We start from the raw sequence: 25197 nt of genomic DNA on the forward strand, positions 1-25197 counted from the left end.
GGCGGCGAGATGAGCCAGGAGTCCGGGGGCGCAGCGGAGCCGGTGGCCGGAACGGGACGTTCGGCGCGACCGTTGGACGACGTCGACCGGCGGATCCTCGACGAGCTGGTCCGCGACGGCCGCACGTCGGTGCGTACGCTCGCCGAGCGCATCCACATCTCCCGCACCAACGCGTACGCCCGGGTCGAGCGGCTGCTGCGCGACGGGGTGATCACCGGCTTCCGGGCCCAGGTCGCGCCCGAGGCAGCGGGGCTGGGCACCTCGGCGTACATCGCGTTGAAGATCGAGCAGAACACCTGGCGCGAGGTGTCGGCGGAGCTGGCCCGGGTGCGCTACATCGAGCACGCCGCCCTGCTCGGCGGCGACCACGACGTGCTGGCCCTGGTCCGGGCGCCGGACAACGCCACCCTGCGCGACGTGGTGCTGGGCCGGGTGCAGAGCATCTCCGGCGTACTCTCCACCCGCACCTGGCTGGTCTTCGAGGAGTTCGACGGCGAACGCAGCCCGTGGGAGTGAACGGGCGCAGCGGTCTGCCCGCTCAGCGCTCCGGTGGGGCCTCCAGCCCCTCCCGGTCGGCCAACTCCAGCAGCGGTTCCAGGGAGAACCGCCGGTCGTCGAGGCCGGCGTGCGGGTCGCCGCGCTCGGCGAACCGGGCGGGCATCGTGGTCACGGCGAAGTCCTCCGGCCGGGCGTCGTCCAGCTCCGACCAGTCCAGCGGCGCGGAGACCAGCGCCTGCGGGGTGGGACGGATCGAGTACGCCGAGGCCATCGTGTGGTCCCGGGACATCTGGTTGTAGTCGACGAAGACCGGCCGGTCCCGCTGCTCCCGCCACCACGTGGTGGTGACCAGTTCCGGCAGCCGGCGTTGCATCTCCCGGCCCAGCGCCAGCACCGCCCGCCGGCAGTCGCCGAAGCTCCACCGGGGCTCGATGGAGAGGTAGACGTGCAGGCCCCGCCCGCCGGTGGTCTTCGGGTAGCCGGTCAACCCCAGCTCGGTCAGGAACGCGTGCACCTCGTGGGCCACCGGCACCACCTGGTCGAAGCCCACCCCCGGCATCGGGTCCAGGTCGATGCGCAGCTGGTCGGGCCGCTCCACGTCGGCGGCGGAGACCGGCCACGGGTGGAACCGCAGCGTGCCGAGGTTGGCCGCCCAGATCACCACCGCCAGCTCGCTCGGCGCGACCTCGTCGGCCGTACGCCCGCTCGGGAAGGTGATGTGGGCGGTGCGGACCCACTCGGGCGCTCCCGCCGGCAGCCGCTTCTGATAGAAGGCGTCGCCCCGGTTGTCCTGCCGGGTGCCGATCTTCGCCCCCTCGAACACGCCGCGTGGCCACCGCTCAAGCATGGTCGGGCGGTCCCGCAGGGCGCGCAGGACGCCGTCGCCGACGGCGAGGAAGTAGGACACCACGTCCCGCTTGGTCAGCCCGAGTTCCGGGAAGTACGGCTTGTCGGGGCTGGAGACGCGCACCAGCCGCTCCCCCACCTGGATCTCCTCGGCCGGCGTCGCCACGCCTGACACCGTAACCCGCCCGGCCGGCCGGCACGGGCCCGCGCGCCGACACCTCGGCCGGCACATCCCGGCACGGCCCTGCGTGCCGACACCTCGGCCGGCGGCCGGCACGAGATGGCGCGCTCCGGGCGGCCGTCCGCGCGGCGGCCGGGCGGGCAGTCTCCGGCCGCCCGGCCGCCGGCGGTCGAACTCAGCTCATCTCCTCCTGGAGGCGCGCCAGGAGCATCTTCTTGCCCTGTTCGCCCGCCTTGCGGTTGTTCTCCTGGATCTTCCGGAACCAGGTGGCCAGTTCCGTGTCGCCCCGCGCGTCGGCGTCGGCGACGTAGTTCTCCAGCTGCCAGATGTGCTGCAACGACATCTGCAGCGCGTGGATCAGGTCGTAGTTCTGGTCCTTCACCGGGCTCGCCGGCTCCCTGACCATGGTGGCCACGGCGCACCTCCCCGTCTCGGTGATCGGTGGAGGCAGCGCTTACCCGACCCGGCCCCGATCACGCCCCGGGCGCCGGGCGCACCGCCCCCGGCGGGCCGGGTCGGGCCGGAACGGGACGCCAGTGGACGGCTCCGTCGGCCGTCGGCCGTCGGCCGTCGTACCGGTGGGTTACGGTTCGTCGACCATCGGTGACCGGCACGGGGAGAGAGATCGTGGGCGAGCCTGACGGACCACTGACGACGGCGACGTACGTGCTGATTCCCCCCGCGGGCAGCCGGCCCTGGTACTGGCACCTGCTGGCCGAGCAGTTGCGGGACCGGGGGCACGACGTGGTGGCGGTCGACCTGCCGTGCGCCGACGACTCGGCGGGGCTGGCGGAATACACCGACGCCGCCGTCCGGGCCATCGGGGACCGCACGGACCTGGTCGTCGTGGCCCAGTCGTTCGGCGCGTTCACCGGTCCGCTGCTGTGCGACCGGGTCCAGGCGGACCTGCTCGTGCTGCTGACCCCGATGGTGCCCGCCCCCGGCGAGTCGCCGGCCGAGTGGTGGGGCAACACCGGCTACGCGCAGGCCAGGCGGATCCAGGCGGAACGCGAGGGCTGGACGCCGGAGCAGGACGAGGACCCGAACGTCATCTTCTTCCACGAGCTGCCGCCCCGGCTCGTCGAGGAGGCCACGGCGCACGCCCGGGACCAGTCGGGCACGCCGTTCGAGAAGCCCTGGCCGCTCGCCGCCTGGCCGGACGTGCCGACCCGGGCGCTGCTCTGCCGGGGCGACCGCTTCTTCCCGATCGACTTCCTGCGCGGGCTGGTGTCCGAGCGGCTGGGCATCGCCCCAGACGAGATGGACGGTGGGCACCCGGTGGCCCTGAGCCGGCCACGGGAGCTGGCGGACCGGCTGGAGGAGCTCCGGCGGGAGGCCCGCGGGGTCGCCCGACCCGCCCAGCGGGGTTGAACGGCGGGTGGACGACGGAGGGCCCCCGCGGCAACGCGGACCCGGCCGCGGCGGCGCACACGGTCCCGCCCGGCGGGCTGGCGCGGTTACCCCGGGCGGGCTTGCGGGTAGGGGTTGCCGCATGGCGGAACTGGCGACGCTCTGGATCGTCCGGCACGGCGAGAGCACGGCGAACGTGGCGGCCACGGCGGCCGAGGCGTCCGGCGCCGAGCTGATCGACCTGACCCACCGGGACGCGGACGTGCCGCTGAGCCCCACCGGGGAGGAGCAGGCGCGGGCCACCGCGCGGTGGCTGGCCGGGCTGCCCGAGGCCCACCGGCCCGACGTGGCGGTGGTGTCGCCGTACCTGCGGGCGGTGCGGACCGCCGAGCTGGCCCTGGCCGGCACCGGGATCCCGCTCACCCGCGACGAACGGTTGCGCGACCGGGAGCTGGGCATCCTGGACGGCCTGACCGGGCAGGGGGTGCGCCGGCGGCACCCGGAGGAGGCCGCGCGCCGCGACCGGCTCGGCAAGTTCTACTACCGGCCGCCGGGCGGGGAGTCCTGGACCGACGTGGCACTGCGCCTGCGTGCCCTCCTGGGCGACCTGCGCCGCGACCACGAGGACCGGCGCGTGCTGCTGTTCGGCCACGACGCCCTGGTCTTCCTGACCCGTTACCTGGTGGAGGGGCTCACCGAGACGGAGCTGATGGCGTTGACCCGCGAACACGTCATCGCCAACTGCTCGATCACCAGGTGGTCCGCCGGCGCCGACGGCCGGCTGACCCCGGACGTGTTCAACGACGTCGGTCACCTGCACGAGCAGGGCGCCCGGCCGACCAGGGAGGACGAGGTCCATGCCGAACCGGTCTGACACCCGGGTGATCACCCCCGGTCTGCTGCGGGACTGGACGCTGCCCGTGCCGACCGGCGGCAAGGAGGCCCGGGGCACGGTGCTGGTGGTCGGCGGCTCACGCTTCACCCCCGGCGCGGTGCTGCTCGCCGGGGTGGCCGCGCTGCGGGCCGGGGCCGGTGTGCTCCAGCTCGCCGCCGCCGAGTCCACCGCCGCCGCGCTGAGCATCCAGGTGCCCGAGGCGCTGGTGGTGGGGCTGCCGGAGACCACCGACGGGGCGGTCGCGGGGCAGCCCGGCGAGCTGCTGGGCGAACTGGTGGCGGAGGCGGACGTGGTGGCCGTCGGCCCCGGCCTCAAGGACATCGACGAGACCGGCCGCCTGCTGCGTCTGGTGCTCGACGCGGCCGGTCCGGAGACGTCGCTGGTGCTCGACGCGTACGCCCTGGGGGCGCTCAGCCACGCCCCGGACCTGCTGGTCGGGTCCGGGCGGCCGGTGGTGCTCACCCCCAACCTCACCGAGGCCCGGCACCTGCTCGACCGGGAGCCCGGCGACGACCTCGACGCCGAGGCGACGGAGCTGGCCCGCCGGTACGACGCGGTGGTGTCGCTCTACGGCCACATCGCCACCCCCGACGGCCGGAGCTGGCGGGAGGAGAGCGGCGACGCCGGCCTGGGCACCTCCGGCAGCGGGGACGTCCGCGCCGGCCTGCTGGCCGGGCTGCTGTCGCGGGGCGCGCAGCCGGCACAGGCCGCGTGCTGGGCGGCGTTCGCCCACGCGGTCAGCGGTCAGCGGCTGGTCCCCCGGTTCGGCCGGATCGGGTTCCTCGCCCGGGAGCTGCTCGACGAGATTCCCCACACCCTGGCGACCGTCTGACACCTTTCGTCCGGACCCGCGCAGGCGTGTAACGCCAGCTCACGGCGCGACGCTGGTGGTTGCGGAGGCAGGCATCCCGCCCGCCTCCCGCCGGCCGCTCCCCGCCAGGGGGCGTACCCGGCTGGAAACAGCCCCTGGGAGTCTGTGTGAAGAACCTCCGTCGCAAGACACTGGCTGCCGCGTCCGCCGTGACGCTCGGCGTCGGCCTCGCCGTCGCCGGCGGGGTGGCCCCGGCGGCGTCGGCCGCCGGCCCGGACACCACGTTCCTGGTGCTCGCCCCGCAGGGTGACAAGACCGACAAGGCGGCCGCCCGCGTGGCCGCCGCCAACGGCACCGTGGTGGCCAGCTACGACCAGATCGGCGTGCTCGTCGTCCGGTCGACCAACCCCGACTTCGTCACGGACGTGGCGGGCGCGGGCGTCGACTCGGTGGCGTCCACGGCCGGTCTGGGCAGCGCCCTCGACGAGGGCGAGACCCTGGAGGTCTCCGCGGCCGAGGCGGCCAACACGACCGCCGACCCGACCAAGGAGCCCCTCTTCGGTCAGCAGTGGGACATGCCGATGATCGACGTCCCGCAGGCCCACGCCGTCAACGCCGGCCGCGCCGACGTGGTGGTGGGCGTGCTGGACAGCGGCATCTCGTCCAGCCACCCCGATCTGGCCACCCAGATCGCGAAGAACAAGAGCACGTCCTGCATCGGTGGCGTCACCGACACCACCGAGGCCGCCTGGAACCCGACCACCTCCGACCACGGCACCCACGTGGCCGGCACCATCGCCGCCGCCGTCAACGGCGTCGGCGTGACCGGGGTCGCCCCGGGCGTCAAGGTGGCCGCCGTCAAGGTGGTCAACGACGACGGCTACATCTTCCCGGAGGCCGCGGTCTGCGGGTTCATGTGGGCCGCCGAGCAGGGCATGCAGGTGACCAACAACAGCTACTACATCGACCCGTGGCAGCTCAACTGCCGCAACGACGCGCGCCAGCGTCCGGTGTGGAAGGCGGTCCAGCGGGCCCTGCGTTACTCGCAGGGCAAGGGCGTGCTGCACGTGGCGTCCGCAGGTAACAGCAACTGGGACCTCGCCCACAAGATCACTGACACGGGCAGCCCGAACAACGGGACGCCCGAGGAGCGCGCGAACCTCACCAACTCCTGCCTCATCCTGCCGGGCGAGGCGCCGGGCGTGGTGACCGTGTCGGCGGTCGGCCCGACCGGGCAGAAGAGCTACTACTCCTCCTACGGCCAGGGCGTGGTCGAGGTGACGGCGCCGGGTGGCGACACCCGCTTCCGTACCCGGGGGGTCAGCTCGACCTCCTCCGACGGCATCCTGTCCACCACCTACAACACCACCACGAAGACCAACGGCTGGGGTTACAAGCAGGGCACCTCGATGTCCTCGCCGCACGCCGCCGGCGTGGCCGCCCTGGCGGTCTCGGCGCACCCGGGCATGGCGCCCGGTCAGCTGTCGGCCTTCCTGGGCAACACCGCCGAGGCGATCTCGTGCCCCGGCGGCGTCTACAACCCGGTGCCGCTGATCGCGGCCGGCCCGAACGCCTACGACGCGAACTGCTCCGGCGGCAAGCGCAACGGCTTCTACGGCTTCGGCATGGTCAACGCGTACAACGTGGTGCGCTGACACCACGGCACGACAGTGGCAGGGCCCGGCGGTTCACCGCCGGGCCCTGCCCGTTTTGGCTGCTCACCCCGGGGGTACGGGAGAAGTCGTCAGCCGAGCGAGGAGGTCAACGGTGTCCACCGATGCCATCGTCCTGTTGAAAGAGGACCACAAGGAGATGCGCCGCCTGTTCAAGGCGTTCCAGGATGCCGAGGAGGGTCCGGCGGCGCGGCGGCAGAAGCTGGTGAACGAGATCCTGGAAGCCCTCACGGTCCACACCTACCTCGAGAACGAGGTGATGTACCCGGAGGTCCGCAAGCTCCTGCCCGACCTGGAGGACGACATCCTCGAGTCGTACGAGGAGCACCACGTCGCCGACGTGCTCTGCGCCGAGCTGTTCACCATGGACGCCGGCGACGAGCGCTTCAACGCCAAGACCACGGTGCTGATCGAGAACGTCCTGCACCACGTCGAGGAGGAGGAGCAGGAGTGGTTCCCGAAGGTGCGCGAGGCCCTCGGCCGTAAGCAGCTCCAGGAGATCGGCGAGCGGATGATCGCACTGCGCGCGGACGCGCCGCGCAAGCCGACCGACCCGAAGGCGATCAAGAAGTCGCTGGACGCCGTGGCGGCCTGAGCGGACGAACCTCCACGGGCCCCGGTGCGCCGGGGCCCGTCGTCACGCCGGGGGCGCGGGCAGGATCCGCCGCAGCGCCGGGGGCGCGGCCCGGGGCCGCCACTCCCGCGGGTAGCCCACCGAGACCTCCTCGAAGCGCACCCCGTCGTGCCAGGTGGTACGGGGAATGTGCAGGTGGCCGTAGACCACCGCGGCGGCGTCGAAGCGCAGGTGCCAGTCGGCGGTGGACTCGGTGCCGCACCACTGGGCGAAGATCGGGTAGCGCAGCACCCGGGTCGGCTCGCGCAGCAGCGGCCAGTGGTTGACCAGCACCGTCGGCAGCCCCGGTTCCCGTTCGGCGAGCCGACGCGCGGCCTCGGCGACGCGGGCGGCGCACCACGCCGACCGGCTCGGGTACGGGTCGGGGTGCAGCAGGAACTCGTCCGTGCACACGATCCCCGTCCGGTACGCCTCTTCCAGCGCCGCCTCGGGGGTGTCGAACCCGTCCGGGCGCCAGCTGTGGTCGTAGAGCAGGAACAGCGGCGCCACCAGCACCGGGCCGCCCACCCCCCGCCACACCGGGTACGGGTCCTCCGGGGTCAGCACGCCCAGCCGCCGGCAGGCGTCCACCAGGTACGCGTAGCGCGCGGCCCCGCGCAGCGCCACCGGGTCGGCGGGCGGCGTCCACAGCTCGTGGTTGCCCGGCGCCCAGACGACCTTCGCGAAGCGGCGGCTGAGCAGGCCGAGGGCCCACTCCACGTCGGCCACGGTGTCGCCCACGTCCCCGGCGACCAGCAGCCAGTCCTGCGGCGACGCGGGGCGCAGCCCCTCGACCACCTCCCGGTTGCCCCGGTGACCGACGTGCAGGTCGCTGATGGCGAGCAGGCTGCCGCCCTCGCCGTCCTCCCCCGCCATGCCGCTGATCCTAGGCAGCGGCGCGCCCGGCCGCGAGGCCCCCGTCCCGGCGGCGGGCCGCACGACCCGCCGCCGGGACCCGCAAGGGGTCAGCTGCCGGAGCCCGGCTCGGCCATCCTGCGGTGCTGCGCCGCCTTGAGCTTGTCCGGGACGATCTTGCCGGCGGCGGTCTGCACCTTGTTGAGCAGCGAACCCGCAGTCACCGTCTGGTCGCCCCGCAGCATCGCCGCGAAGCCCTGCTCGGCCACGGTGCGCGGGTCGTCCTTGCGTCCCGAGCCGACCCGGGTGTCCGCCATCTCGGCACGGTCGAAGAACTCCGTGTCGGTCGGCCCCGGCATCAGCGAGGTCACCGTCACCCCGGTGTCCTTCAGCTCGTTGCGCAGCGCCTCCGCGAAGGACTGCACGAACGACTTCGAGGCGTTGTAGACGGCCTGGAAGGGTCCCGGCATGGTGGCGGCGATCGACGAGGTGAACAGGACCCGCCCGGCGCCGCGCCGCACCATGGCGGGCAGCAGCAGCTTGGCCAGGTGCACCGTCGAGCGCACGTTCAGGTCGACGACGGCCAGCTCGTCCGCGAGCGTGGTGCCCCCGACGAACTCCCCACCGGCGCCCCGCCCGGCGTTGAGCGCCAGCGCGTCGACCGGGCGGCCGGCCGCGGCCACCGCCGCCGCCAGCTCCTCGACCCCCTCGGCGCGGGTCAGGTCCACCCGGACGGGATCCACCCGCGGCCCCCCGTCGCGCCGCAGCCGCTCCGCCACGGTGCCGATCCCGTCGTCCTCGGCGGCGACAACCAGGTCGTACCCGTGCTCGACGAACTGGACCGCCAGCTCGTACCCGATGCCGCTGGACGCGCCGGTCACCACGGCGAACGGCCGGTCCGTGCCCGATGTGGTCATCTGCTCGTCACTCCCCTCGTCGGCGGGCGGCCCGCGCACCCGAGGCCGTCCCGGATGTGCTGTGCCCCGGTCCGGGCCGCCCAACCCCCACGTCCGCACCCGCCCACCTCGCCGGGGTCCCGCCGCCGGGGCGAGGTGGGCCGGGAACCGCCGAGGTCGACCCGGTAGGATCGGCGCGGGCCGTGACTGGCGCGTAGGGATGGAGAACCATCGGGAAGCGGTCCCGTCATGAGGACGCATGCCGAGCGCCTGGGCCTTCCGCACGTCACTGGAGGTCGCATGTCGTCGCTGAACGCCGAATCCACCGCCTTCCGCAGCGCCCTCGAGGTGATCCGCGCCGTCGAGCCCCGGGTGGCCGACGCCATCGGCGCCGAGCTCGCCGACCAGCGCGAGTCGCTCAAACTCATCGCCAGCGAGAACTACGCCTCCCCCGCGACCCTGCTGACCATGGGCAACTGGTTCAGCGACAAGTACGCCGAGGGCACCGTCGGGCGCCGCTTCTACGCGGGCTGCCAGAACGTCGACACCGTCGAGGCGCTCGCCGCCGAGCACGCCCGGGAGCTGTTCGGCGCCGCCCACGCGTACGTGCAGCCGCACTCCGGCATCGACGCCAACCTGGTGGCGTTCTGGGCGATCCTGGCCGACCGGGTGGAGTCGCCGGCGCTGAAGAAGGCCCAGGTGCGGCAGGTCAACGACCTGACCGAGGCGGACTGGTTCGCGCTGCGCCGGGAGCTGGGCAACCAGCGGATGCTCGGCATGTCGCTGGACGCCGGTGGCCACCTCACCCACGGGTTCCGGCCGAACATCTCCGGCAAGATGTTCGACCAGCGCAGCTACGGCACCGACCCGGTCACCGGCCTCGTGGACTACGACAAGGTCGCCGAGGCGGCCCGCGAGTTCAAGCCGCTGATCCTGGTCGCCGGCTACTCGGCGTACCCGCGGAAGGTCAACTTCCGGATCATGCGGGAGATCGCCGACTCGGTCGGCGCCACCTTCATGGTCGACATGGCGCACTTCGCCGGCCTGGTCGCCGGGAAGGTCTTCACCGGCGACTTCGACCCGGTGCCGCACGCGCACATCGTCACCACCACCACGCACAAGTCGCTGCGCGGCCCGCGCGGCGGCATGGTGCTCTGCCAGCCCGAGCTGGCCGACCAGGTCGACCGGGGCTGCCCGATGGTGCTCGGCGGCCCGCTGCCGCACGTGATGGCCGCCAAGGCCGTCGCCCTCGCCGAGGCCCGCCGCCCCGACTTCGCCGACTACGCGCAGCGGATCGTCGACAACGCGCAGGCGCTCGCCGAGGGGCTGCTGCGTCGCGGCGGCAAGCTGGTCACCGGCGGCACCGACAACCACCTGGTGCTGATCGACGTCTCCGGCTACGGGCTGACCGGCAGGCAGGCCGAGCAGGCGCTGCTCGACTCGGGCATCGTCACCAACCGCAACTCCGTCCCGCAGGACCCGAACGGCGCCTGGTACACCTCCGGTATCCGGATCGGCACCCCGGCGCTGACCAGCCGGGGCCTGGGCACCGCGCAGATGGACGAGACGGCCGAGCTGATCCACACTGTGCTCAGCCAGACCAAGCCGGGCGCCAACCCGGACGGCACCCCGTCCAAGGCCAAGTACGTCCTCGACCCGGCCGTCGCCGACCGGATCAGCAAGCAGGCCAGCGACCTGCTGAGCGGCTTCCCGCTCTACCCGGCCGTCGACCTCGGCTGAGCGCCGCCCACCGCGACGACGCCGCCGGCCACCCTCGGGTTCCGGCGATCGTCGCAGCACCCCACCCCCTGGGGACAGCGATGACGTCGGCATCGACAAGCGCCCGGTGATCGGTGGCGCAACGGCCGGAACCCGGGTGGAAGCAGGATGGGGGCGGCGCCGGCGACCCCGGCACCGCCCCCTGTCCGAGGGGTACGTCGATGAACTCGGTCGCACCGTTCGTCGCATCGGTGATGTCGCCGGGATGCACCACGTCGTCGTGGCGGTAGTTCGTCCAGGACACCTGGCCTGCGCGGCGGTCGTCGGCGGCTACAGCCGCTCGAAGCTCTCCATGCCGGCGAGTTCGAGCACCTCGGTCCGGGTCGCCGGGCATTCCTGCCGGGTCTGGTCGTCGATCTGACGGCCGGTCGGCACGGCGCCCTGCTTCTCGTACCAGGAGTAGAGGTTCACGGTGAGGTTGGCCATCGTGCCCGTCTCGGAGCCGATCCCCCGCAGCGTCGGCAACTGGCCGTCCAGGTAGGCACACACCTCCTTCGCCGACAACGGCGTCGCGCCACCGGCCGGAGCGGATCCGATCGCGCTGGACGCGGCGTCGGCTGCTGCGGGGGTGCCCGCCGTGGCCCCGGAGGGCTCGGGCGCGCCGCCGTCGGCACAAGCCGTCAGGGCGAACACGAGACAGAGGGTCGGCGCGAGCATTCGGATCGATCTCATCGGTTCTCGTCCTGACATGGTTGTCGGTGGTGGGCGACCGGCGGCGGGGCCGGGGCGGACGGCTTGTCAGCCTTGGCGGCGATCGCGGTGACGAGCCAGAGGCCGGCGGGTAGTCGGTAGCCGACGCCAGGTTCACGAAACCGGTCGAGCAGCCGGGCCGCCCCCGCCCGGGCCGAAACCTGCCCAGCCAGCGGAGCCGCCCGGTACGCGGCACCGGCGGGGCCGACCTCGATCAGCCACTCGGCCACCGCATCGGCGTCGTCCGGAGCATTCATGACGACGTCACACGGCGTGATCGTGACGGCGGTCAAACCGGCGACGGTGAGGACGCGGACGAGCCGCGCCGGGTCGGCGAAGGAGAACGGACCGGGCTCGTCACCCACCGGCAGCGGTGGTAACGGCCCGAGGTGCGGTGCTGCGCCGAGCAACGCCGCGGACATCCACGGGTTGACGCTGCCGTCGCGGAAGACGGTCGCGGCGAGGCGCCCTCCCGGGCGCAGGGACCGCCGGATCGTGGTGCAGCCGGCGACCGGATCCGCCAACAGCATCAGGGCCATTCGCGAGTACGCCGCGTCGAACGGTGCCCCCGGCACGACATCGAGGGTCTCGATGTCTGCCGCGTGGAACCGGATACCCGGGTACCGGTCCGCGGGGAACCGTTGCCGGGCGGCGGTCACCATCGCCTCGGCGATGTCGATACCAACCGCCGCGCCGGTCTCGCCGACCGCCGCGGCGAGTTCGGCCGTGGTGCCACCGCAGCCGCAGCCCACATCAAGGATGTGTTCGGCGGGCCGCGCGGCCATTCGCTCCATGGCTGGCGCTCCCAGCGGCCGGCCGATCTCGTCCTGCCGATCGGCGTGCCGAATCCAGCCAGCCGCCGCTCCCGTCCAGAAAGCGGTGTTGTGGGACCGCAAGGTGGCGGCGTCGGCCATCAGAACGGCATCTCGGCACCGTCGACGCTCAGCGATCGGAAGCTGGTCGCCTTCGTCGGGTCGAAGCCGTCCTCCTGCGCCGCCAAGCCTGCGGCCCGGACCAGCCGTTCGGACTGGAACCGACGGAACGCGGCTTCGTCCTGCCAGATGTTGATGATCCGCCAGCCACCCTCGGTCGGACCGGCGACATGGGCGACGAGTCCCGGCGGCCGGTCCGGTCCGAGGTGTCGCTCCACCTGCTGGTACTCCGCCTCGCTGACGCCGGGCATCTCCTGCAACACACCGAACGGCATGGCCTCTCCTTTCGATAGAGTCAGAATCTATCCAATAGAGCACTACACTTGACCAGTGGTTGTCAAGAGACGCTATGACTCTTCCCGGCGGCAGGAGCAATCCCGACAGACCCGGCGGGCGATCCTCGAAGCGGCTGGTCGGTTGTTCGTCGACCCCGGCTACGCGGCCACGCCGCTGACCGTCGTCGCCGCGGAAGCCGGCGTCGCGGTCCAGACGCTCTACGCGGTGTTCGGCAGCAAGCGGCAACTGCTCTCCCATCTGGTTGACGTCACCCTGGCCGGTGACGACGAACCGGTGGCCCTGCCGGACCGGCCCTTCGTCGCCGAGATCCGCGCGCTCGCCGACCCCCGCGCCAAGCTCGCCCGCTACGCCCGCCATCTGGTCGAGGTGAACGCCCGGCAGGCCCAGGTGATGCTCGCGTTGGCCGCAGCGGCCACAGCCGATCCGGACGCCGCCGCGATCTGGCGCAAGAACATCGAGGAGCGCCGCCGCGGCATGGCCATGTTCGCCGCGGAACTCGTCGGCACGGGAGCCCTCCGCCCTGACCTGGACGTCGAACAGGTGGCCGACATCCTCTGGCTGGCCCAGGACGTCCGCAACTTCGACTGGCTCGTCCGGCAACGCGGATGGCCGCTGGAGCAGTACCAGCGGTGGTATGTGGACACCGTCAGCGGCGCCACCATCGCCGGTGCCGAATAGCGGACAGGCTCAGCCACTCGGGGACTCGAACCTCGACCTCTTCGATCCAACCAGGAGAAGGAAGCGCCCCCATGGCGTCCTCGCAGCCAGGACGGGCATGGTCGAACAGCAGCACGACGCAATCCGCTCGAGCCGTGGTCCCACGGCTGACGCGTCACGGTGTCGCCGAGATCAAGGTCCTGTCCTCGCACGGTGGCGGAGGGTGCGGAGGCGGTGCAGGACGTCGGTGCCGCCCCGGCCGAAGTGGTCGTGCAGGGCGCGGTACTCGGCGTACAGGTCGTCGTAGGCCGCCGCCCGGGCCGGGTCGGGGTGCCAGGTCTCGCGCCGGCCGGCGCCCATCGCCGCCGAGGCGGCCGGCACGTCCGGGTACGCCCCGGCGGCGACCGCCGCGTGGATGGCCGCGCCCAGCGCCGCCGGGTGGGCGGAGTCCAGCACGTGCAGCGGCCGGCCGAGTACGTCGGCGTAGATCCGCAGCAGCAACCGGTTGGCGGTCAGCCCGCCGGCCACGGTCAGCTCGTCGACGGCCACCCCGGCGGCGGTGAACGCGTCGACGACGGTCCGGGCGCCGAAGGCGGTGGCCTCCAGCAGCGCCCGCCAGATCTCCTCGGGGCGGGTGGCGAGGGTCAGTCCGACCAGCACGCCGCTCAGCTCGTGGTCCATCAGCACCGAGCGGTTGCCGCTGTGCCAGTCCAGGGCCAGCAGCCCGTGCCCGCCCACCGGCTGGTCGGCGGCCAGGGCGTCCAGCAGTTCGTACGGGCTGAGCCCACGGCGCCGCGCCTCGTCGGCGTAGCCGGCCGGCAGGGCGGTGCGGGCGTACCAGGCGAAGATGTCGCCGACCCCGCTCTGTCCCGCCTCGTAGCCCCAGGCCCCGGTGGTGACGCCCCCGTCGACCACGCCGCAGACGCCGGGCACCTCGCGGTACGCCGCCGCGTTCATGATCAGGCAGGTGGAGGTGCCGAGCACCGCAAGCATCCGGCCGGGCTCGACGGCGCGGGCCGCCGCGGCGGTGACGTGCGCGTCGATGGCGCCCGCCGCGACGGCGGTCCCGACCGGCAGCCCGGTCCACGCGGCGGCCGCGGCGGTGAGCCCGCCGGCCCGGGCGCCCACGGGCACGAGCGGACCGTCGACGCGCGGCAGCAGGCCGTCGAGGCGGGGGTGCAGGGCGCGCAGGAACCCCGCCGACGGGTACCGCCCGTCCTGCCGCAGCCCCTTGTAGCCGGCGGCGGAGACGTTGCGGGTCTCCCGGCCGCAGAGCTGCCAGACCAGCCAGTCCGTGGTCTCGATGAAGCGCTCCGCCCGGTCGAAGACCGTCGGGTCCTCCTCCAGCACCTCCAGCGCCTTGGCGAGCTGCCACTCGGCGGAGACCCGGCCGCCGTAGCGGGGCAGCCAGCGCTCGCCGCGCGCGGCGGCGACGTCGTTGATCCGGGCGGCCTGCCGCTGGGCCGCGTGGTGCTTCCACAGCTTCGGGTACGCGTGCGGCCGGCCGCCCAGGTCGGGCAACTCGCAGAGCGGGGTGCCGTCGGCGAGGGCGGGCAGCATCGTGCAGGAGGTGGCGTCGACGCCGACGCCGCACACGTCCCCGGGCCGGATCCCGGCGGCGCGCAGCGCGGCGGGCACCGCGACGCGCAGCACCTCGCGGTGGTCGTCGGGGTGCTGCAACGCCCAGTCCGGTGGCAGCGGCGTGCCGTCGGGCAACCGCTCGCTGATCACCCCGTGCCGGTACGGGTGGACGGCCTCGCCCCGCACGGCGCCGTCGGCGACGTCGACCACGACCGCCCGGCCGGAGAGGGTGCCGAAGTCGACGCCGACGACGAATCGGGCCGGCCCGGCCCCCGGCCGCGCCGCGCCTTCTCCTGCCGCCACGGCTGCTCCCTCCCGCCGCGCCGCGCCGGCACCCGGGCGGGCGACCGGTCGGCGGCGGCGGGAGGAAACGGTAGCAACACCGCCGCGCCCGCGGCACGTGACCGACAGCCGGCGGCCCGCCCGGGGAGCGGAGGGGTGAACGGACGGAGGTAACGGAGCCGGGGCGGCGGGGAGGGAGGGGCGGATCGGGTCGTCAGGCCACCGGCCGCTTCAGGTGGTAGCGGTGCACCTCGGTGCTGCCCTGGACGTTGTTCACGTCCTCGGCGGCGGAGACCAGTTCCCAGCCCTCCCGGCCGGCCCGGTTGAGGTGCGCGATCGCCGTGTCGCCGTACGCGGTGATGTCCCGGCGCGACCCGTCCGGGCCGTACCAGGTGAAGCTGACGTGAAAGGCGCGGCCCTGCCCCTGATAACGGCGGACCAGCAACGCGTACTCCCAGGCGACCATGGCGTCCATTATGAGTGTCCACCCAGGACGGCGGAACACGGGCAGTCGCGCTTTGCCATGCGGTGAACGCGGTGTGTCATCCCACCTCGGCGTTCGCCGCCCGGCGGGCCGTCTCGTCGGCGACCAGCGCGGCCAGCCGGTCCAGCCCGAGGTCGATCTGCTCCGGGGTCACGGCGCTGACCGACAGCCGCAGCGCGTCGACCGGGGCGCCGTCGTCGTAGAAGTGCGCCATCGGCGTCCAGAGCAGGCCGTACTCGCGGGCGGAACGGTGCAGCAGCGCGTCGTCGACCCCGAACGGCACGGTGACCACGACGAAGAACCCGCCGGCCGGGACGTTCCACCGCACCGGCGAGGTGCCCGCCGGGAAGCGCCGGGCCAGGCCGTCCACCAGGTGGCGCAGGTTGCGTCCGTACGCGGCCCGCTCCCGGACGGTGGCCGCCACGAGGCTGCACCCGTGCTCCAGCAGCGCCCCGCCGACGACCGCCTGGGCGATCGGCGAGGTGTTCACCGTGACCATGCTCTTGATCTTGGCGAGCTGGTCGGCGAGCAGCCCCACCGTGCCGTCGGCGCCGGCGACGCGCTGGTCGGCGACCACGTAGCCCACACGCGCGCCGGGCAGCACCGTCTTGGCGAACGAGCCCAGGTAGACCACCCGCCGCGCGGTGTCCAGCGCCTTCAGCGTCGGCGGCCGACCGGACTGCGTCGGCGGCCGACCCGACTCCGCGGCGGGGAAGAGACCGTACGGGTTGTCCTCCAGCAGCAGCAGGTCCTCCTCGGCGGCCAGGTCGAGCAGCCGCCGCCGGTCGGCCAGGCCGATGCTGGTCCCGGACGGGTTGGCGAAGTCCGGCATCACGTAGCAGGCGCGCGGGCGCAGCCCCGCCGCCCGGGCGAGGCGCACCTGCTCGCGCAGGTCGGCCAGGTCGATCCCGGCGGGGCCGCCCCGCACCGGCCGCACCGGCAGGTCCAGCAGCCGGGCGGCGCCGGTCAGCCCCACGTACGTCGGGGCGACGGCGAGCAGCACGTCGCGCGGGTCGGCCCGCAGCGCCCGCAGCACCAGGAACATCGCCTCCTGGCAGCCGACGGTCACCACGATCGCCTCCGGGTCGACCGTCACCTGCTCGTCGACGGCGAGGTTGCGGGCGACGAGGTGGTGCACGATGCCCTTGGTGCGGCCGTACTGCAACAGCGTCCGGTGCACCTGCGCGGGGCTCTGCCCCAGGTCGTCGGCCAGGTGCCGGCGGAACGTCTCCAGGTGCCGGTGCAGCGCCGCGACGTCGAAGAACTCCTCGTACGGCCGGCCGGCCGCGAGCGACACCGCGTCGGGGTAGTGCTGGGCCACCTCGTTGAGGAAGTTCATCGAGTTCAGCGCCGGGTCGTCGACCGCCGGGTGCAGGTCGGCCACGCGCAGGTCCACCGTCTCCGTCACCGGTCAGCCCTCCCTGATCACGCGCAGCTCGCGGGCCGCCTCCGGGTCGGCGCAGCCGGCCAGCGCGAGGGCGTCGCGGAACTCGCCGGCCAGCAGCGCCAGCGCCGTACGCGCCCCGGCCTCGCCGCCGGCGGCGAGCGCCCACAGCATCGGCCGGCCGACCAGCACCCCCCGCGCGCCGAGGGCGAGGGCGCGCAGCACGTCGACGCCGTCGCGTACGCCGCTGTCCAGCAGCACCTCGCACCGGTCCGCCACCGCCGCCACCACCTCCGGCAGCACGGTCGCGGTGGCCGGCGCCCCGTCGAGCTGCCGGCCGCCGTGGTTGGAGACCACCACGGCGTCCGCGCCGGCGGCCACCGCCAGCTCCGCGTCGCGCGGGTCCAGCACGCCCTTCACCACCAGCGGCAGGGCCGTACGGCCGCGCAGCCACTCCAGGTCGGCCCAGGTCAGCGCGGGCGCGAAGACCTCGCCGGTGTGCGCGGCGATGGCCGAGACCCCCGGGGCGGCGGTGTGCGCGAGGTCGTCCCGGCCGGCCGGCAGGTTGGCCGCCACGACCTGCGGCGGGATGGCGAACGCGTTGCGCACGTCGCGCCGCCGCGGGCCGAGGATCGGCACGTCCACGGTGACCGTCAGCGCCGTGCAGCCCGCCGCGTGCGCCCGCTCCAGCAGGTCGGCGACCAGGCCCCGGTCACGCAGCCAGTAGAGCTGGAACCAGACCGTCGCACCGGTCTCCGCGATCTGCTCGATCGGCACGCTGCTCAGGGTGCTGGCCACGTACGGCACGTCGGCCGCGCGGGCGGCGGCGGCCAGCGCCAGCTCCCCGTCGGGGTGCACGAGCCGCTGGTACGCCATGGGCGCCACGGCCACCGGCATGGCGTACGACGCGCCGAGCAGCCGCGCCCCGGTGCGGGGGGTGTGCACCCCGCGCAGCACCCGGGGCAGCACGGCCACCCGGTCCAGCGCGCGGCGGTTCGCGGCGAGCGTCGTCTCGGCGCCGCTGCCGCCGTCGACGTAGTCCCACACGTCGGGCGGCAGCACCGCCCGGGCCGGCCCCGCGAAGTCGGCCAGGCTGGCCGGCGACGGCTGCGCCACCGGCAGGTCCGACTTCGGCAGTACGCCCTCCACCATCACCGCTCTCCCTTCCCACCGGCGCCGCCCCCACTGACGGTCGCCGCGCTGCCGGCCGTTCCACCGCCCGGCTTGCCGAGCCGGCCGCGCAGGAACGCGGCGGCCTGGTCCTGGGCGCGGCTGCCGTCGTCGAACGCTCCGGGCATCGCGAAGAAGCCGTGGATCATGCCGGCGTACCGGGTGAGGGTGGTGGGCACGCCGGCCTCGCGCAGCCGGTGCGCGTACCGCTCCCCCTCGGCGCGCAGCGGGTCGTGCTCGGCGGTGATCACCAGCGCCGGCGGCAGACCGGTCAGGTCCGCGGCGAGCAGGGGCGACGCCAGCGGGTGCCGCGCGTCGGCCGGGTCGGTGAGGTAGTGGCCCCGGTACCAGGCGACCGAGCGGCGGTTGAACAGCAGCGGGTCCTCGCCGTCGCCGTCGGGTACGGCGCTCTGGTCGGTGTTCGGGTACACCAGCAGTTGCGCGGCGAGGCGGGGCCCGCCGCGCTCCCGGGCCAGCAGGGTGACGGCGGCGGCGAGGTTGCCGCCGGCGCTGTCCCCGCCGACCGCCACGCGCTCCGGGTCGACGCCGAACTCCTCCGGGTGCGTGGCGAGCCACGCGGTGGCCGCGTGGCAGTCGTGCACGGCGGCGGGGAAGGGATGCTCCGGGGCCAGCCGGTAGCCGACGGTGACCACCTGGCAGGGCACCGCGTTGGCGAGGCGCCGACAGATGCCGTCGGCGGTGTCGACGCTGCCCAGCGTCCAGCCGCCGCCGAAGAAGTAGACCAGGGTGGGCAGCGGCCCCTCCCCCGCCGGCCGGTGGATGCGCACCGGCAGGTCGCCGGCCGGGCCGGGCACGTGCGTGTCGCGTACCTCGTGCACCGGCTCGACCGCGCCGCCGCCCGCGCGGATCGCGGCGAGGTCGGCGGCGCGGGCCTCGGCCAGGGTCTGGGTGTACAGCGGCGGGGTGCCGGCCGCCGCGCGGGCGGCCCGGTACGCCGCCACCTGCGGATGGACGCTCACGCGGGCCCTCCTCGGGTAAGGCGGCGCGGGCGGCGGGGGTCGCCCGCCGCCCGCGCCGGTGTCACAGGCCGAGCAGTCGCAGCGGTACGGCGTTCGCCAGCGCCTGGTTGCCGGCGTCGTTCGGGTGGATGTGGTCGCCCGAGTCGTACGCGGGCAGCAGCCGGCCCGGCTGCGCCGGATCGCGCAGCACCCGGTCGAAGTCGAGCAGCCCGTCGAACTCGCTGCTGCCGCGCAGCCACGCGTTCACCGCCTGCCGGGTGGCCTCCTTCTCCGGCGTCCACACCCCCGGGTTGCCGTGCCCCTCGTACGGGGTGAGCGTGGCGACGAGGCTGCGTAGGCCGCGCGCCTTCACCTGCTGGTTGACCTGCCGCAGCGAGGCGATGATCTGCTCGGCGGAGTCGCCCGACATCCAGACGTCGTTGATGCCCAGGTGGGTGATCACGGTCCGGGCGTCGGTCTGTGCGAAGACGTCCTCGTCGAGCCGGGCCAGGGCGTTGGGGCCGAGTTCGTGGTAGCCGGGGAAGCCGCCCGCCCCGGGCTCGGGGCCCTCGTGGTTGAGCCGGTTGCCGGCGAGGCTGAGGTTGAGCACCCCCGGGGTGCGTACGTCCGGGCGGGCGTCGATGAGCCGGTCGGCGAGCAGGTCGGGCCAGCGCTTGTTGGCGTTGACGGTGCTGCCGTTGCCGTCGGCGATGGAGTCGCCGAAGACCACCACCGAGCCGGGGCTGTGCCGGCGCTGCACGTCGATGCCCGACAGGAAGAACCAGCAGCAGTTCGGTCGGATCGTGAACCCGGCCCCGCCGGCGGCGGAGGTCAGATCGCTGGCGCCGATGAAGTTGGTCTGCCGGGACTGGCCGTGGAAGGTCACCGGCCCGGTGGGGGTCGGGAAGTGCACCGTCAGCACGAGGTCCTGCTGGTCGCCGACGGGCAGCGCGACGGGGTCGCTGACCAGCTCGGCGCCCCGGTTCATGGTGGCCGAGGTGGCGCCGCCGAAGGTCAGCGTCCGCAAGGTCGAGGGATCTATGTCGGACAGGTCGTCGGGGGTCGCGGTGTTCGGCTTCGCGACGGTGGCGCGGCCGACCCGGACGGCCTGCTCGCCGTAGGAGTTGCTGAGCCGGACCCGGAACCGCTCTCCGCCGACGGTGGCGTGCACGACCATCCGTACGCTCTGGTCGTTGAGGCCCGTGTTGGTCAGGCCGGTCGCGTTTCCCCTGGTGACCGCAGCGGCCCAGCTGCCCGCCCAGACCGTGCGCCGGTGGGACGCCCCGGTGTCCGCCGGACCGGCGCTGGCCACCATCGCCGGGGCGCCGGCGACGAGCAGGGTGGCCGCGGCCGTGATGACATGCCATCTCTTCGGAGTCGACATTGAACCTCCATCGTTGGCAGCCCAGGGCCGTCCGCTGACGGCACCGCCTGGACGATGGTCCAGAAACCTAGCCGTCCCGTTTCACGACCGTCAATCAACCTGATCGACGCGATCAAATGTCCTCCGGTCCGCCCGGAGCGCCGTTCAGGCTCTGTCCGGTGACAGTCGGTGGTACCTACGCTCACGGACGGCGGCGGTGCGCCCGCCCGGCCGCCGCGCCGTGCCGGGCCGCCCGGCACACGGCCACACTTCTGCGGCGAGGGGGCTGTCGGATGACCGACCGAGCGGAACGACGGGCCGGCTACGTGCACCGGGCGCTGGAGCTCTTCGCGGGCTTCGGCGACCGGGAGGCGCTGATCGGAAACGGACACCGGCTCAGCTACGCCGAGGTCGCCGCGCAGGTGCGTGGGCTGGCCGCGACGCTGCTCGGGCACGGCGTACGGCCGGGGCAGGCGGTGCTGCTCGCGCTCGGCAACCCCGTGGAGGGGCCGCTGGTGCAGCTCGCCCTGCACCTGCTGGGCTGCCGGACGATGTGGGTCGCCCCGGTGACGTCCCGCCGGGAGGTCGACGAGTTCGTCCGGCTGGCCCGTCCCGACGCGTTCGTCTTCGACGCCCGGGACCCGGCCGGGCAGGGCCCGGAGCTGGCCGCCGGGCTGTCCGGCGTACCCGTGCTCTGCCTCGGCCCGGGCGGCGCGGGCCCGGACCTCCTCGCCGCGGCGGAGCGCGCCGGGGCGGTCGAGCTGCCGGCCGACGTGCCGGCGCCGGAGTCGTTCCTGCAGACCAGCGGCACCACCGGCACGCCGAAGCTGGTGCACCACCGGGAGAGCTTCTACGCGCAGATCCTCGCCCTGGCCGCCGACTTCCGCGCCGCCGGGCACCGGCCGCTGCGACACCTGTCGCACTCGCCGATGTGGCTCGCCAGCGGCCAGATCACCACGCTGTTCAACCTCTTCACCGGCGGGGTGCTGTTCCCGCGCGACGGCTGGGACCCGGCGCGGTTCATCGGGACCGTCGACCGGGAGCGGATCAACTCGACCTTCGTCACGCCGCCGATGCTCTACGAGGTGCTCGACCACCCGGCCCTCGACGGCGCGGACTTCTCCGCCATGTCCATGTTCAACGTGGGCGCCGGGCCCGCCGCGCCCGCCCGGCTGCGCCAGGCGATCGCGCGCTTCGGCCCGGTGCTGCGGATCGTGTACGGCCTCAGCGAGGCCGTCGTCGTCACCGCCCTGCCGGGGCTGACCGACGACCCGGCGCGCCCGCAGCGGCTGCGCTCCTGCGGGCGCCCCTACGGCGACGTGCGCGTCGATATCCGCGCCGAGGACGGCACGGTGCTGCCGCCCGGTGAGAACGGCGAGGTGTGGGTGCACACCGGCCTGCGCTTCGCCGGCTACCACGGCCAGCCCGAACTGACCGCCGAGACGCTTGTCGACGGCTGGGTCCGCACCCGCGACGTCGGGCACCTCGACGCCGACGGCTACCTCTACCTCGTCGACCGGTTGCAGGACCGGATCCTCACCCGGCGGCGCAGCTGGCCGATCCACTGCCGCCCGATCGAGGACGTCCTGGCGGGACACCCGCAGGTGCGGGCGGCGGCGGTGATCGGCGTACCGGACGAGGCGGCCGGCGAACTGCCGTATGCCTACGTGGTGCCGGCGCCCGGCGCGACGGTGACCGCCGGGGAGCTGATCGACCTGGTGACCGCCGAACTCAGCGACACCTGGGCGCCGGGCGGGGTGGAGTTCGTCGACCGGCTGCCGCTCAACCGCTCGGCCAAGGTGGACAAGCGCGCGCTGCGGACCCGGTACGCCGCGGGCCACCCGTCGTCGGTCGAGCACCCGGAGGCGTCGATCGGCAGCCTGGCGTGACCCCCCGGCGGGAACTGACCGTCCTGGTCGCCGCCGACCTGATCTCCAACCTGGGCAGCCGGATATCGGTGGTGGCCCTGCCCTGGCTGGTGCTGGAGACCACCGGCAGCCCGGCGAAGATGGGCGCGGTGGCCGCCGCCGAGACGCTGCCCTACCTGCTCTCCAGCGCCCTCGGCACGCCCTGGGCGGACCGGATCGGCCTGCGCCGGACCGCCATCCTGGCCGACGCCGGCAGCGCGGGGCTGATGGTGGCGGTGGCCCTCACCCCGCGGCTCGGCTTCGGCGCGCTGCTCGCGCTGGTCGCCCTGGTGGGCGCGCTGCGCGGCGTCGGCGACCGGGTCAAGCAGGCGATGTTCCGCCCGGTCGCCGAGGCCGCCGGGGTGCGGCTGATCCGGCTGACCTCCGTCTACGACGGGCTGGGCCGGCTGGTCACCCTGCTCGGCGCGGGGCTTGGCGGCCTGCTCGTCTGGTGGTTCGGGGTGACGCAGGCGCTGCTCATCGACGCCGCCAGCTTCGCCGCCTGCGCCCTGCTGGTCGGCCTGCTGGTCCGGCCGCCGGCCGCTGCGACGGGACCGGCGGCGCCGGAGGGCTACCTGCGCGCGCTCGCGGGCGGGTTCCGCCACCTGGGCCGCGACCGGATGCTGCTGACCATGCTGCTGGTGATCTCGGCGCTGAACATGGCGGTCAACGCGAGCATCGCGGTCTACATCCCGCTCTGGGTGGCCGACGTGCTGCGCGGCCCCGCCGGGCTGGGCCTGCTGCTCGGGGCGTTCTCGGCCGGCGCGCTGCTGGGCAACCTGCTGTTCACGGCGTACGCTCCCCGGCTGCCCCGGTACCTGACCTTCGTGGTCGGCGCGGCGCTCGGCGGCGCCCCGCGCCTGCTGGTCCTGGCGCTGAGCGAGGAGCTGGCGGTGGTGCTGGCGGTGACGTTCGCCTCCGGCATCGGCATCGCGGCGGTGAACCCGCTGCTCGGGGTGGCGATCTACGAGCGGGTGCCGGCCGCCTTGCAGACCCGGGTGATCGGGCTGGCCGGGTCGCTGGCGTTCGCGGGCCTGCCGCTGGGCGCGCTGCTGGGCGGCTGGTCGGCCACCGCGCTCGGCCTCGCCCCCGCCCTGCTGGTCATGGCGGCGTTCTCCCTCGTGGTCACCCTGCTGCCGCTGGTGCCCGGCCTGCGGCCACGGTCGACGGCGGCGCCGGCCGAGCGGGCGCCGGGTGTCGTGGGCCGGGCGTAGGGTCGGGCCACGGCCACCTGGGAGGACGTACGCCGGAACGCGTGGGTCTGCCGGAGACGGGCGAGCACCCGGCCTACCAGGGGGCGCCGGCGTGGAGGCGGTCACTCCGCCGGGGAGGCACCGCCGAGGCCCGCTCGGCCTGTCGCCACGTCCGGTGCCGGTGGCCCGCGCCGGCTACGCAAGCCAGGCAGATCGCGGCGGCTGCGACGAGCGTGAGGCGTTCGCCGAAGTGGACGATGGCGGAGCCGAGCGGGATCGCCAGCGCGACGGGGCCGAACATCGCGGTGTTGGCAGTGCCGGACACCCGGCCGAGCATCGCTGTCGGCGTGTGCGTCTGCACCGCGGTCACCGCGGCGACGAGGGCCCAGGGCAGGCCGATGCCGGCGACGACGGAGGCGGTAACCGTGCCGGGCCACCAGGGCAGGCAGCGCACCAGGCAACTCACGGCGAAGAGCGTCGTGCCGGCCACGCCCACGGTGACCGGGCTCGACCGCGCGAGGAGCCGGCCGACGACGAGGCCGCCGACGACGGACCCGGCCCCCTGCGCGCTGAGCAGCACGCCGAGGAACGTCGTCGGTAGGCCCAACCCGGTGGTGACGATCGCGTAGTTGGCAGCGGTGGTGAAGCCGGACATGGCGATCGACACGGCGGCGAGCACGACGGTGACACGCAGCGCCCGATGCGCGAAGAGGACGGCGAGTCCCGCGCGTACGCCGCGAGGCCGGTCGGCCGGCCGGACGGGTGGCAGCCGCTTCAGCCGTACGGCCGCGTACAGGACGGCGACCAGGACCGGCGCCGCCGCGCTGAGCAGGACGACGGCGTGGCCCCCGCGCCACGCGTAGAGGCCCGCGCCGACCAGGGGCGCCACGAGCTTCATGCCCTCCTGGGCGCTCGAACGCCAGCCGTTGACGTTTCCGAGTTCCGTGGGCGACAGCGCGGAGGGCAGCAGCGCCGACTCGCCCGCGTCGATCAGCACATAGCTGAGGCCGTAGGCGCAGGACACCAGGAAGATGAGCCACGTCTGGTCCGGCCCTCGTACCGCGAGGAGACTGAGCAGTACGGCGGACAACGCGAGGTTGACGGCCATGACCAGCGGTCGCCTCGGCGCCCGGTCGAGCAGAGCTCCCAGCCAGGGGCCGCCGAGGACCGGGGCGTACACGCAGAGGCCGGCGAGGGCCGCGAGACTGACGGAGCCTGTGAGGTCCAGGATCCAGATCCCGGCGACCAGTGACATGGCGCTGCTGCCGAAGCCCGACAGCAGCGAGATCGCGATGAACAGCGTGGCGTTGCGGCGCACGGGTCCTCCAAGGTTGAGTCATGTCGGCTCAAATCCTCAACCTTGAGTGAGACCCAGGCAATACTGCCGCAACTCGTCAATATGTCGTTGACAGCAGGTCGTCCAGAGTCGACGCGGCGGCCCGCACCGGTGCCGGCAACCGTCCACCTTCCATGTCGGGCAGGTCGGCCAGGTCGGCCGCGAGGAGCGACGCCAGCGCGTACAGCGAGCCCGGACCGGCGTCCAGGGCCGCCTCGGCGGTCCTCCTCACGAGAGCCGCGCGCCGGAACCGCGCATCCCACCGCCGGTCCGCGTCGATCCAGCGCTGGAGGTCGAAGACCGCGCCCCGGATCGCCGCGATCCGGGCCGAGTATCCGAGATCCCGTTCCTGCCGCCGCGACCGCCGCGCGGCCACCAGGCGCTGCCGGCGCTGCTCCGCGGCCTGCCGACTGCCCAAGCCGAGCGCGGCGGCGATCTGAGCCCACGTCGCACCCAGGTGACGCGCGCGGTCGATCAGCTCCAGCTCCCGCTCGTCCAGCCGCGCGCGGTCGGCCGTGACGGTGGACAGCTCGCTCAGCTCGGGGGTCACATGTCAACGCTACAT

Annotated in this window: 25 protein-coding genes and 1 riboswitch; of the genes, 10 read left to right on the forward strand and 15 right to left on the reverse strand. The window is 74.1% G+C overall.

Annotated features, from left to right (window positions below; genetic code table 11):
* Positions 1 to 9 precede the first annotated feature (9 nt).
* The gene (locus OG989_RS24735) at positions 10 to 516 is read left to right on the forward strand and encodes an Lrp/AsnC family transcriptional regulator (RefSeq protein WP_327028620.1); all 507 of its coding nucleotides are present in this window, start codon (positions 10 to 12) and stop codon (positions 514 to 516) included.
* Between the two features lie 22 nt (positions 517 to 538).
* Here OG989_RS24735 and OG989_RS24740 read toward each other — a convergent pair whose 3' ends face one another.
* Both OG989_RS24740 and OG989_RS24745 read right to left on the reverse strand, forming a co-directional pair.
* Positions 539 to 1510 carry a DNA polymerase domain-containing protein gene (locus tag OG989_RS24740; protein ID WP_327028621.1) on the reverse strand — a complete coding sequence of 324 codons (972 nt, stop codon included), beginning with the start codon at positions 1508 to 1510 and terminating at the stop codon, positions 539 to 541.
* Between the two features lie 190 nt (positions 1511 to 1700).
* On the reverse strand, positions 1701 to 1931 hold the full coding sequence (locus OG989_RS24745; protein ID WP_151453556.1) for a hypothetical protein: 231 nt from the start codon (positions 1929 to 1931) through the stop codon (positions 1701 to 1703).
* A gap of 221 nt (positions 1932 to 2152) precedes the next feature.
* Between OG989_RS24745 and OG989_RS24750 the strand changes: the two genes are divergently transcribed.
* The 5 genes from OG989_RS24750 to OG989_RS24770 all read left to right on the forward strand — a co-directional run bounded on the left by OG989_RS24750 (position 2153) and on the right by OG989_RS24770 (position 6849).
* On the forward strand, positions 2153 to 2896 hold the full coding sequence (locus OG989_RS24750) for an alpha/beta hydrolase (protein WP_327028622.1): 744 nt from the start codon (positions 2153 to 2155) through the stop codon (positions 2894 to 2896).
* Positions 2897 to 3017: 121 nt separating this feature from the next.
* Positions 3018 to 3749 (forward strand): histidine phosphatase family protein, encoded by a 732-nt coding sequence (locus OG989_RS24755; protein WP_327028623.1) that lies wholly within the window; start codon positions 3018 to 3020, stop codon positions 3747 to 3749.
* A complete protein-coding gene (locus OG989_RS24760) occupies positions 3733 to 4602 on the forward strand; it encodes an NAD(P)H-hydrate dehydratase (protein ID WP_151453546.1) in 870 nt (289 codons plus the stop codon). Before OG989_RS24755 ends, OG989_RS24760 begins: the two co-directional genes overlap by 17 nt.
* A gap of 146 nt (positions 4603 to 4748) precedes the next feature.
* Positions 4749 to 6236: a S8 family peptidase gene (locus tag OG989_RS24765; protein ID WP_151453547.1), complete on the forward strand. Its 1488-nt coding sequence runs from the start codon at positions 4749 to 4751 to the stop codon at positions 6234 to 6236.
* A gap of 112 nt (positions 6237 to 6348) precedes the next feature.
* Positions 6349 to 6849 carry a hemerythrin domain-containing protein gene (locus tag OG989_RS24770; protein WP_327028624.1) on the forward strand — a complete coding sequence of 167 codons (501 nt, stop codon included), beginning with the start codon at positions 6349 to 6351 and terminating at the stop codon, positions 6847 to 6849.
* 42 nt (positions 6850 to 6891) lie between these two features.
* Here OG989_RS24770 and OG989_RS24775 read toward each other — a convergent pair whose 3' ends face one another.
* Entirely contained in the window at positions 6892 to 7743 is an 852-nt protein-coding gene (locus OG989_RS24775; protein WP_327028625.1) for a metallophosphoesterase family protein, read from the reverse strand.
* 89 nt (positions 7744 to 7832) lie between these two features.
* Positions 7833 to 8639 (reverse strand): SDR family NAD(P)-dependent oxidoreductase, encoded by an 807-nt coding sequence (locus tag OG989_RS24780; RefSeq protein ID WP_151453549.1) that lies wholly within the window; start codon positions 8637 to 8639, stop codon positions 7833 to 7835.
* 172 nt (positions 8640 to 8811) lie between these two features.
* Positions 8812 to 8901: riboswitch (ZMP/ZTP riboswitch) on the forward strand.
* 17 nt (positions 8902 to 8918) lie between these two features.
* Between OG989_RS24780 and OG989_RS24785 the strand changes: the two genes are divergently transcribed.
* Positions 8919 to 10358: a glycine hydroxymethyltransferase gene (locus OG989_RS24785; RefSeq protein ID WP_327028626.1), complete on the forward strand. Its 1440-nt coding sequence runs from the start codon at positions 8919 to 8921 to the stop codon at positions 10356 to 10358.
* 309 nt (positions 10359 to 10667) lie between these two features.
* Here the strand turns inward: OG989_RS24785 and OG989_RS24790 are convergent, their stop codons facing one another.
* The 3 genes from OG989_RS24790 to OG989_RS24800 form a co-directional block, all read right to left on the reverse strand.
* Complete coding sequence (locus OG989_RS24790) at positions 10668 to 11069, reverse strand: hypothetical protein (protein WP_327028627.1); 402 nt, start codon at positions 11067 to 11069, stop codon at positions 10668 to 10670.
* Positions 11066 to 11881: a class I SAM-dependent methyltransferase gene (locus OG989_RS24795; protein WP_327028628.1), complete on the reverse strand. Its 816-nt coding sequence runs from the start codon at positions 11879 to 11881 to the stop codon at positions 11066 to 11068. The genes OG989_RS24790 and OG989_RS24795 overlap by 4 nt, the downstream gene beginning before the upstream one ends.
* A gap of 119 nt (positions 11882 to 12000) precedes the next feature.
* Positions 12001 to 12294, reverse strand: coding sequence for a hypothetical protein (locus OG989_RS24800; protein WP_327028629.1), 294 nt, complete (start codon positions 12292 to 12294; stop codon positions 12001 to 12003).
* Positions 12295 to 12349: 55 nt separating this feature from the next.
* Here OG989_RS24800 and OG989_RS24805 point away from each other — a divergent pair, with 55 nt between their 5' ends.
* Positions 12350 to 12994, forward strand: coding sequence for a TetR/AcrR family transcriptional regulator (locus OG989_RS24805; protein ID WP_225852043.1), 645 nt, complete (start codon positions 12350 to 12352; stop codon positions 12992 to 12994).
* Positions 12995 to 13165: 171 nt separating this feature from the next.
* Here the strand turns inward: OG989_RS24805 and OG989_RS24810 are convergent, their stop codons facing one another.
* The 6 genes from OG989_RS24810 to OG989_RS24835 all read right to left on the reverse strand — a co-directional run bounded on the left by OG989_RS24810 (position 13166) and on the right by OG989_RS24835 (position 20190).
* Entirely contained in the window at positions 13166 to 14857 is a 1692-nt protein-coding gene (locus OG989_RS24810) for a ribulokinase (protein WP_327028630.1), read from the reverse strand.
* A gap of 193 nt (positions 14858 to 15050) precedes the next feature.
* Complete coding sequence (locus tag OG989_RS24815; protein WP_132234668.1) at positions 15051 to 15311, reverse strand: hypothetical protein; 261 nt, start codon at positions 15309 to 15311, stop codon at positions 15051 to 15053.
* A 67-nt stretch (positions 15312 to 15378) separates the two neighbouring features.
* Positions 15379 to 16659, reverse strand: coding sequence for an aminotransferase-like domain-containing protein (locus OG989_RS24820; protein ID WP_442791964.1), 1281 nt, complete (start codon positions 16657 to 16659; stop codon positions 15379 to 15381).
* Between the two features lie 72 nt (positions 16660 to 16731).
* Positions 16732 to 17856, reverse strand: coding sequence for an alpha-hydroxy acid oxidase (locus OG989_RS24825; protein ID WP_327028632.1), 1125 nt, complete (start codon positions 17854 to 17856; stop codon positions 16732 to 16734).
* Entirely contained in the window at positions 17856 to 18854 is a 999-nt protein-coding gene (locus OG989_RS24830) for an alpha/beta hydrolase (protein WP_327028633.1), read from the reverse strand. The genes OG989_RS24825 and OG989_RS24830 overlap by 1 nt, the downstream gene beginning before the upstream one ends.
* A 61-nt stretch (positions 18855 to 18915) precedes the next feature.
* Complete coding sequence (locus tag OG989_RS24835) at positions 18916 to 20190, reverse strand: SGNH/GDSL hydrolase family protein (protein ID WP_327031228.1); 1275 nt, start codon at positions 20188 to 20190, stop codon at positions 18916 to 18918.
* Positions 20191 to 20489: 299 nt separating this feature from the next.
* Between OG989_RS24835 and OG989_RS24840 the strand changes: the two genes are divergently transcribed.
* On the forward strand, positions 20490 to 22085 hold the full coding sequence (locus OG989_RS24840) for an AMP-binding protein (protein ID WP_327028634.1): 1596 nt from the start codon (positions 20490 to 20492) through the stop codon (positions 22083 to 22085).
* On the forward strand, positions 22082 to 23317 hold the full coding sequence (locus OG989_RS24845) for an MFS transporter (protein WP_327028635.1): 1236 nt from the start codon (positions 22082 to 22084) through the stop codon (positions 23315 to 23317). The genes OG989_RS24840 and OG989_RS24845 overlap by 4 nt, the downstream gene beginning before the upstream one ends.
* Before the next feature lie 73 nt (positions 23318 to 23390).
* Here OG989_RS24845 and OG989_RS24850 read toward each other — a convergent pair whose 3' ends face one another.
* Both OG989_RS24850 and OG989_RS24855 read right to left on the reverse strand, forming a co-directional pair.
* Positions 23391 to 24614 carry an MFS transporter gene (locus OG989_RS24850; RefSeq protein ID WP_327028636.1) on the reverse strand — a complete coding sequence of 408 codons (1224 nt, stop codon included), beginning with the start codon at positions 24612 to 24614 and terminating at the stop codon, positions 23391 to 23393.
* A gap of 76 nt (positions 24615 to 24690) precedes the next feature.
* Positions 24691 to 25182: a hypothetical protein gene (locus tag OG989_RS24855; RefSeq protein ID WP_327028637.1), complete on the reverse strand. Its 492-nt coding sequence runs from the start codon at positions 25180 to 25182 to the stop codon at positions 24691 to 24693.
* Between the last annotated feature and the right edge of the window lie 15 nt (positions 25183 to 25197).

The organism is Micromonospora sp. NBC_01740, from assembly GCF_035920365.1.
GTDB classification, from domain to species: domain Bacteria; phylum Actinomycetota; class Actinomycetes; order Mycobacteriales; family Micromonosporaceae; genus Micromonospora; species Micromonospora reichwaldensis.